At 64.4% G+C, this 6,582-nt stretch carries 11 protein-coding genes; 8 read left to right on the plus strand and 3 right to left on the minus strand.

Annotation, left to right across the window (positions count from 1 at the left end; translation table 11 throughout):
* The 6 genes from VEG08_01915 to VEG08_01940 form a co-directional block, all read left to right on the plus strand.
* On the plus strand, window positions 1–404 hold a 404-nt coding region (locus VEG08_01915; GenBank protein HXZ26732.1), incomplete at its 5' end, for a dihydrolipoyl dehydrogenase.
* 57 nt (window positions 405–461) lie between these two features.
* The gene (locus tag VEG08_01920; protein HXZ26733.1) at window positions 462–668 is read left to right on the plus strand and encodes a type II toxin-antitoxin system HicB family antitoxin; all 207 of its coding nucleotides are present in this window, start codon (window positions 462–464) and stop codon (window positions 666–668) included.
* Window positions 665–877: a type II toxin-antitoxin system HicA family toxin gene (locus tag VEG08_01925; GenBank protein ID HXZ26734.1), complete on the plus strand. Its 213-nt coding sequence runs from the start codon at window positions 665–667 to the stop codon at window positions 875–877. The genes VEG08_01920 and VEG08_01925 overlap by 4 nt, the downstream gene beginning before the upstream one ends.
* Window positions 874–1,623 carry a lipoyl(octanoyl) transferase LipB gene (lipB, locus tag VEG08_01930; protein ID HXZ26735.1) on the plus strand — a complete coding sequence of 250 codons (750 nt, stop codon included), beginning with the start codon at window positions 874–876 and terminating at the stop codon, window positions 1,621–1,623. The genes VEG08_01925 and lipB overlap by 4 nt, the downstream gene beginning before the upstream one ends.
* 81 nt (window positions 1,624–1,704) lie before the next feature.
* Window positions 1,705–3,204, plus strand: a complete 1,500-nt coding sequence (locus tag VEG08_01935) for a thiamine pyrophosphate-dependent enzyme (protein HXZ26736.1) — start codon at window positions 1,705–1,707, stop codon at window positions 3,202–3,204.
* Entirely contained in the window at window positions 3,204–3,953 is a 750-nt protein-coding gene (locus VEG08_01940; GenBank protein HXZ26737.1) for a hypothetical protein, read from the plus strand. The genes VEG08_01935 and VEG08_01940 overlap by 1 nt, the downstream gene beginning before the upstream one ends.
* A 20-nt stretch (window positions 3,954–3,973) precedes the next feature.
* On the opposite strand, the gene VEG08_01945 is transcribed toward VEG08_01940, so the two are convergent.
* Window positions 3,974–4,231 (minus strand): type II toxin-antitoxin system RelE/ParE family toxin, encoded by a 258-nt coding sequence (locus VEG08_01945; GenBank protein ID HXZ26738.1) that lies wholly within the window; start codon window positions 4,229–4,231, stop codon window positions 3,974–3,976.
* 15 nt (window positions 4,232–4,246) lie between these two features.
* Window positions 4,247–4,498 (minus strand): type II toxin-antitoxin system Phd/YefM family antitoxin, encoded by a 252-nt coding sequence (locus VEG08_01950; protein HXZ26739.1) that lies wholly within the window; start codon window positions 4,496–4,498, stop codon window positions 4,247–4,249.
* 51 nt (window positions 4,499–4,549) lie between these two features.
* Here VEG08_01950 and VEG08_01955 point away from each other — a divergent pair, with 51 nt between their 5' ends.
* Together VEG08_01955 and VEG08_01960 are read left to right on the plus strand one after the other, a co-directional pair.
* On the plus strand, window positions 4,550–5,524 hold the full coding sequence (locus VEG08_01955; GenBank protein ID HXZ26740.1) for an alpha-ketoacid dehydrogenase subunit beta: 975 nt from the start codon (window positions 4,550–4,552) through the stop codon (window positions 5,522–5,524).
* A gap of 62 nt (window positions 5,525–5,586) precedes the next feature.
* Window positions 5,587–6,093 carry a c-type cytochrome gene (locus VEG08_01960; protein HXZ26741.1) on the plus strand — a complete coding sequence of 169 codons (507 nt, stop codon included), beginning with the start codon at window positions 5,587–5,589 and terminating at the stop codon, window positions 6,091–6,093.
* A 51-nt stretch (window positions 6,094–6,144) separates the two neighbouring features.
* Here the strand turns inward: VEG08_01960 and VEG08_01965 are convergent.
* Window positions 6,145–6,582, minus strand: a 438-nt coding sequence (locus tag VEG08_01965; GenBank protein HXZ26742.1) for a hypothetical protein, incomplete at its 5' end; no start/stop codon positions are given.

Below are 6,582 nucleotides of genomic sequence, written 5' to 3' on the forward strand. Positions count from 1 at the left end.
AGATCGCGGGCAAGGCGGCGCGCCCGGTGCGGCGCGAGCGCGTCCCCGGGGCCACCTACTGCGAGCCCCAGATCGGCAGCGTGGGCCTGACCGAGGCGCAGGCGCGGGAGAGCGGCCGCAAGATCAGCGTGGGCAAGTTCCCCTTCTCCGCCAACTCCAAGGCCTCCATCCTGGGAGCGCACGAAGGCTTCATCAAGATCGTCTCCGATGCGCAGTACGGGGAGATCCTGGGAGTGCACATCATCGGGCCCTCGGCCACCGAACTGATCGCCGAGGCCGTGGCCGCCATGGACCTGGAGGCCACCGCCGACGACCTGATGTTCACCATTCACGCGCACCCCACGCTCTCCGAGGCCATGCTGGACGCGGTGAGCAGCGTGTACGGGCTGGCCATCAACGTGTAGGAACCGCCGCGGATTCACGCAGATGAACGCGAATGAGAACGGGGTATCATTGGAACCATGAGATTCACGGTTGAGATCGAGCAAGAGACCGATGGACGCTGGATCGCCGAAGTCCGCGAGTTGCCGGGTACCCTGTGCTACGCGCAAACGCGTGACGACGCTGTGGCCAAGGTGCAGGCGCTCGCCCTGCGGGTCATCGCCGATCGTCTGGAGCACCGTGAATCCGCGCCCGAACTCGTGAGCGTGGTGTTCAGCGCGGCATGAGCCAGTGGCCGAGCACGAAGGCCTCACGCGTGCTCGCGGCTCTGATAAGGATTGGCTGGACAGTAAAGCGCCAGACCGGGTCGCACCGCGTACTCTCCCGCTCAGGATGGCCGGATGTCGTCTTCGCCTTCCACGATCAGGACGAGGTAGGCCCACGAATGCTGGCCCGCATCGCCAAGCACACCGGCTTGAAGCCGCAAGACCTGTGATCAACGTCGTCCAACTCGGGCAGGTGGAGTACAGCGTGGCGCTGGACTTGCAGCGCTCGCTGGTCGCCCTGCGCAAAGAGGGCAAGATCGCGGACACGCTGCTGCTGCTCGAGCATCCCCCGGTCATCACCCTGGGACGCAATGCCGACCGCGGCAACGTGCTGGCGTCCGAAGAGGCGCTGCGGCAGCGGGGCGTGGCCCTGTTCGAGTGCGACCGCGGCGGCGACGTCACCTACCACGGCCCCGGGCAACTGGTCGGCTATCCCATCTTCGACCTGCGCGGCTTCGAGCCGCGGCTGGGCGCGGTGGCGTTCGTGCGCCGGGTGGAAGAGGCGCTGATCCGCACCTGCGCCGACTTCGGGATCGAGGCCGAGCGCGTGGCCGGGCGCACCGGGGTATGGACGCGCGGCGGCAAGATCGCCGCCATCGGCGTGCATATCTCCCGCGGCGTGACCTCGCACGGCTTTGCCCTGAACGTGAGCACCGGCCTGGACGCCTTCCAGCTCATCGTGCCTTGCGGCATCTCCGATAAGCCCGTGACTTCGATGGCCAAGGAATCGGCCCGGGCGCCGGCGCTCGACGAAGTGGCGCAGTCGGTGGCGCGCAACTTCGGGCGCGTCTTCTCGAGCCAGGTGCTTTGGGTCGAGACCCTGGATGCGCTGCTGGGGCGGACGGTGGGGGTCCCCATGAAGCTGCCGGCGGAGCTGAGGCAAATGCAGGGCGAGGATGAGAACTTCCGCGCCTGAGGCGCCCCCACCCAAGAGTTAACTTTAGCTAACCGCAAGGCTTGACAAGGGCATGCTAACTTTGCTTAACTTTTGAACGCGATGGCCGCCGGGAACGCTTTTTCGGGGAGCAAGCTGCGCCAGTTGCGGGAGAGCCGCGGCTGGACCATGCGCGACCTGGCCGAAAAGCTCCAAGTCACCTCCGCCACCGTCACCTACTGGGAGAGCGGCAGCAAGGTGCCCCGCCCGGCCCGCATCAAGACCCTGGCCTCGATTTTCCGCGTACCGCGCGAGGCGTTCTTTGCGGCGACTCCCGCGACCGCCGCGCCCACTGCTCGAGAAGCGGGGCGGGCGACACGCCCTCCTCGCACCGATCTTCCCTTCTCCGGCGGTGCGGTCCGCTACAACCCCCGCGGCATCCCCGACTGGCGCCTGGAAAAGTTCGACGCTCAGGTGGTGGAGGTGGCGGAAGGCGGCGAGGTCCACTACGAGGTGCGCGGCGACCTGAGCGCACCCGCTCCGCCCATCCGCGAATCGCGCTACCTCAAGAAAGAGCAGTGCCTCGAGATCTACCGCTGGATGCTGCTCAACCGCAAGATGGAGGCGGCGCTCGAGAACCTCTACAAGCAGAGCCTGGTGGTGGGCGGGGTGTACTTCGGGCTGGGGCAGGAGGGCTGCTCCTGCGCCTCCGCCTATGCGCTCAGGAAGGAAGACTGGCTGGCGCCCATGATCCGCAACCAGGGCGCCATGCTGGTGAAGGGCTTCCCGGCACGCGACATCATGATGCAGTACATGGCCAAGGCGGGCTCGCCGACCAAAGGCCGCGACGCGTCTTCTCATTTTGGCGACATCCAGGAGCGCAACGTGTGCGCCCCCATCTCCATGCTGGGCGACCTGATCCCGGTGATGGCGGGAGTGGCGCTGGGCGCGCGCTACCAGGGGCGGCAGATCGCCGCCATGACCTACATCGGCGACGGCGGGCAATCCACGGGCGTGACCTACGAGGGCCTGAACTTCGCCGCCGTGCAGAAGCTGGGCCTGGTGCTGATCGTGGAGAACAACTTGTGGGGCTACTCCACGCCCGGGGAGCGGCAGTTCGCCATCAAGGACCTGGCCGACCGCGCCCTGGCCTACGGCATCCCCGGGGTGATCGTGGACGGCACCGACCCCTGCCAGGTCTATGACGTGGCGCACGAGGCCTGCGAGCGCGCCCGCCGCGGCGAAGGGCCCACGCTGATCGAGGCCAAGATGATGCGCATGAAGGGCCACGCCATCCACGATGCCGCGCAGTACGTGCCCCGGCCGCTCTTCGAGTACTGGCAGAAGCGCGACCCCATCGCGCGCTTCGAGAAGTTCCTGCTGGAGAAGAAGTGGCTGACGGCGCAGGAGAACCAGGCGCTCGTCGCCACCGTGGACCAGCAGATTGACGCGGACCGCGAGTTCGCGGTGAATTCGCCTATGCCCCGGCCGGAGACGGCTGCGGGCGGCGTGTTTTGCGAGGGCTGCCACGAGATCCGGCCCAAGTACGCAGTGCCCAAGTTCAGGAGGCAGGGGGCGGGAGGCAGGCCGCAGGAGACAGAAGCGGCGGTGCACTTGAAGTAATGAACAAGCTCATACACATCTGGCTCTCGCTGCTTGCGCTAGCTCTCTTCAGCCCCTGGGCTTTGTCTCAAACCCCCGACTACGACTTGACAAAGAAGGAAAAGACCTGGGGCACGGCGATGTGGTGTCCGTCCAAGGTGCCCGAGGAGCAGCGATCCACTAAGACCGAGGAACTGGAGGTGGAGATACTCGGCAGCGACCGGCAGGAGTATGTTTTGGGTGACGAGATGCTCCTTGACGTAGAGTTGAAGAACTCCGGTGAGCAGCCAATCACGATTCCCATCGAAACGGATCGCGTCGGCCTCCTTAAGAAGCATCCGGCTCTAAAGACGTATGTCGCCTTGTGTATCCATGTTGACTACGAGCCGGATAGGAGCTGTTCGCGCATGCTTTTCGGGGCCGTCGAGGAACCAACCTCCTTGAAAACCCTCGAACCTGGTGAGTCGATCACCTTTCGGGACAAGAACAAAGTGGTGCTGCTGGAGCCCGAGAAGCTTGCAAGTGCGAACTCCCGGGACAAGTTGATTACCAGCTTGCATGTGGCGGTTTCCGTGTTTCTCATCCAAGTGGGGAAAGACAGCGTCGAACACCCATACAACGATTGCATCCTGCCTGGGGAGCAAGTTGCGGAAGGGCACGGCTTCACGACTCTCACAATCGTCCAGAAGACTGAGAAGGGGGGAACGGTAGTAGATCATGCCGCCCATCACCTATCTCGAAGCCATCCGCCAGGGGATCTGGGGGGATGAAGCGCAAAGCGCGAACCGGCTCAGCGGTAGACTTCGCGGCGATGGCCGACGCGGACCACCAGCACTACCAGTCGCTCATGTTGAACATCGTAGACCACACGATAGTCGCCGACCCGGATGCGCCAGTACCGTTCGGGCCCCTTCAGCTTCTTGGCACCAGGCGGATATGGGGCGTCGGCCAGGGCTCCGATGGCGGTCCAAATGCGTTCCTGCAGGGGTCGGGGCAGGCTCTCCAGGGAACGCAAGGCGGCTGGGCGGAATGCGATGGAGTAGCGCATGGCCGGGCTCTGCCGTCACAGCTTCAGGCGCTTCTTGACCTCTTCCCAGGGAATACTTCGGCCCTTCTCGCGCCTGGCCTTCCTCGCTTCGCGAATGTCGATCTCCTCTTCGATCTCCTCCAGCAGCTTGAGGTCGTCAATGGGGATGACCGCCGCCACCGGCTTCTTGCGGCGGTGGATGAGCACCGTGTGTTTGCCGTACGCGACCTGGTTGATGATCTCCGCGAACTGGTCGCGGGCCTTGCTGGCGCTTACGCGCTTGGCCATGCTGCCTCCTGTACAAATCGTACGAATTGTACAATTCGGAGTATAGCATAGATGCCCCCCATCACCTATCTCGAAGCCATCCGCCAGGGGATCTGGGAGGAGATGGAGCGCGACCCCACGGTCTTCTGCATCGGCGAGGACATTGGCATCTACGGCGGCGCCTTCAAGGTGACCGACGGCTTCGTGCATCACTTCGGCCCGGAGCGCGTGATCGATACCCCCATCGCCGAAAGCGCCATCGTGGGCGCGGCCTTCGGGGCAGCGCTCACCGGCCTGCGCCCGGTGGCCGAGTTCCAGTTCATCGACTTCATCGGCTGTGCCTTCAACCAGATCACCAACATGGTGGCCAAGGCGCACTACCGCTGGGGCGCACCCGTGCCGCTGGTGCTGCGCGGGCCCTGCGGCGGCGGCGTCCATGGCGGGCCCTTCCACTCCCAGAACCCGGAGATGTACTTCGCGCACACCCCGGGCATCAAGGTGGTGGCGCCGGGCACCGCCTACGACGCCAAGGGGCTGATCAAGGCGGCCATCCGCGACAATAATCCCGTACTTTTTCTGGAGCACAAGTTCCTCTACCGGCGGATCAAGGAAGAGTTGCCGGCGGAGGACTACGCGGTGCCGCTGGGCAAGGCGCGGGTGGCGCGCGCGGGGCGGGACGTCAGCGTGATCACCTACGGCGCCATGCTGCTGCTGGCTTTGGAGGCCGCGGATGCGCTGGCCAAGGAAGGCGTCGAGCTGGAGGTGCTGGACCTGCGTACGCTCTCGCCGCTCGACCGCGAGGCCATCGCGCAGACGGTGAAGAAGACCAACCGGGCGATGGTGCTGCACGAGGACACGCGCACCGGGGGCATCGCCGGCGAGGTCACGGCGGTGATCCACGAGGGGGCCTTCGACGACCTGGACGCCCCGGTGCTGCGCATCACCTCGCTCGACACGCCGGTTCCCTTCTCCCCGCCGCTGGAGGAATTCTTCCTGCCCAAGGTGGCAGACGTGGTGGAGAAGGCGCGCTGGCTGATGCGCTACTGAAACCTAAGAGCTGGTTCGGCAATCAGAAGCAAGTGCGGCTGAGGCCGCCGATGGAGGACATCATGAAGAAGTTCTTCCTGGGAGTGCTGCTCACGATCCTGGTGGCGGTGGTGGGCGGCCTGTGCGTTGCGCTGCTGGGCTTCCTGCCGACCCGCGCCAACGTCCCGCCCCCGAGTTGGGAGGCGGGCATCGCCGGGCACGCCATGGACGCCTCGGTGGAGCGGCACGCGCCCAAGGCAACCAATCCCTTTGAGGCCAACGAGGACAACCTCAACCAGGGCATGGTGATCTACACCATGAACTGCGCGGTCTGCCACGGCTCGCCCGCCAAGAAGGACAATGCGCTGGGTCGCTCTTTCTATCCGCCGGCGCCGCAGTTCCTGAAAGATCCCGCCGACATGCCCGACAACGAGAACTTCTGGATCGTCGAGAACGGAGTCCGCTACACCGGCATGCCCGGCTGGAAAGGGACGCTGAGCGAGGAGCAGATGTGGAAGGTCACGCTCTTCATCGGCAACATGAGCAACCTGCCCCCGGCGGTGAAGGCCAAGTGGGAGGGCGGGCAGTAGCGGCGCAGGTTCCGGTAGCTGGTCAGGTTGGAAGACCTGGGCGCTTAAGTTCTATTGCACTCGGTCTATCTTGCTGACTTCAAGGGCGGGAGGGCTGCCTGAGTGGTCAAACGTGACCAAGAACTGGTCGAAGAAACCGTTCCGTCCGAGCAGGGCCGCAACGGATAGGTTCGGAGTGAACCCGGCCATTACATCGATTCTCCAGTCTGACTCGATATAAAGCTGGATCTTATGAAAGTAAACAGTGTCACCCTGGCCCTTTTTGACGCTGCCAATATCGCCTTCTATGCCAGTCGTGATGTCTCGAATACCGATGGCAGTAGCAACATCGGCCCGAAAGAGGCAGTACGGAGAACCGGAATCCACAATCGCCATCAGGTGGCCGCGGAACACAACATGTCCTTTGGCCGGACGCACACGGAGATATGGCAACCAGTACTTGGTATCGCCAGTGAGGGGATTCGGCTTGTCGAGTCGGATTGCGGTGTA

The organism is Terriglobales bacterium, from assembly GCA_035624475.1.
In the GTDB taxonomy this organism is placed as follows: domain Bacteria; phylum Acidobacteriota; class Terriglobia; order Terriglobales; family Acidobacteriaceae; genus DASPRL01.